The sequence below is a fragment of the Vibrio sp. 10N.222.46.A1 genome (assembly GCF_041473595.1).
GTDB classification, from domain to species: domain Bacteria; phylum Pseudomonadota; class Gammaproteobacteria; order Enterobacterales; family Vibrionaceae; genus Vibrio; species Vibrio tasmaniensis_A.
Map to the genome: position 1 here is coordinate 1 of NZ_JBFRSN010001060.1, position 1,005 is coordinate 1,005.

2 protein-coding genes are annotated in these 1,005 nt (G+C 46.1%); one reads left to right on the forward strand and one right to left on the reverse strand.

Annotated elements, in window-relative coordinates:
* Nucleotides 1–237, forward strand: a 237-nt coding sequence (locus AB4496_RS23710; RefSeq protein ID WP_372132214.1) for a PDZ domain-containing protein, incomplete at its 5' end; no start/stop codon positions are given.
* Between the two features lie 137 nt (nucleotides 238–374).
* Here AB4496_RS23710 and AB4496_RS23715 read toward each other — a convergent pair.
* The coding region (locus tag AB4496_RS23715) for a DNA gyrase C-terminal beta-propeller domain-containing protein (RefSeq protein WP_372132216.1) at nucleotides 375–1,005 on the reverse strand (631 nt) is incomplete at its 5' end.

The following is a 1,005-nucleotide window of genomic DNA, read 5'->3' on the forward strand; positions in this document are numbered from 1 at the left end:
AAGAACATCGGTGGTATTGTTGTCTTAGGCATTGACCCGAATGGTCCTGCAGCCGATGCCGGCTTTGAAGCACAAGATATCATTATCAGCATCAACAACACCCAAATTAGCGGACGACAGAGCGTAATGGACATTGTTACTGACCTTCGCCCGGGTACTATCATTGATGTTGGTGTATTGCGCAAAGGTGAAAACAAGACACTCAAGGTCACCATTACCGAAGACACACGCCTGTAGTCTTTATTTAGTTTGATTGCTAATAGCGAGTAACTCAAACCGCCAATTACAGAGACAAAAAGTATAGATACAAAAAACCCAGCTCTTAAGCTGGGTTTTCTTTTATCAATCAAAGCTAATGACAAACTCAATCAAAACTAGGCGTCACTAGGTTCATCGATATCGATGCGAGTCACACGCTGCAAACCTCTTGGGAGCAGACCACCACGACGACCACGCTCACCACGGAAGTTTTCAAGATCCGCAGGTTTCAAGCCAAGTTTACGTTTACCCGCGTAAATAGTCAGCGTTGCATTCTCTGGAATAGCCATCAGATGCGATACAAACTCTTCACGCTCTTTTGCTTTCGCAGAAGGGATGTTGATGATCTTGTTACCTTTACCTTTGCTCAGCTGAGGTAGGTCTTTAATAGGGAACAACAACATACGGCCTTGGTTAGTAATCGCCAGAATCTGGTTACTGTCCAAGTCTGCAATAGGGCTTGGCAACATCACTTCAGAAGCTTGTGGCAAGTTAACTAACGCTTTACCGCTCTTGTTCTTAGACAGCAGATCGCTACCCTTACAAACAAAGCCATAACCAGCATCAGAACCGACTAACCATAGCTGTTCATTCTCTCCCATCACCACTTGGCGAATCGAAGAACCCGGACTGACGTTCAGGCGGCCTGTAATTGGCTCACCTTGGCTACGTGCCGACGGTAATGAATGAGATTCAAGGGAGTAGCTTCGGCCATCACTGCCAAGGAACACCGCTTGTTGGTTACTC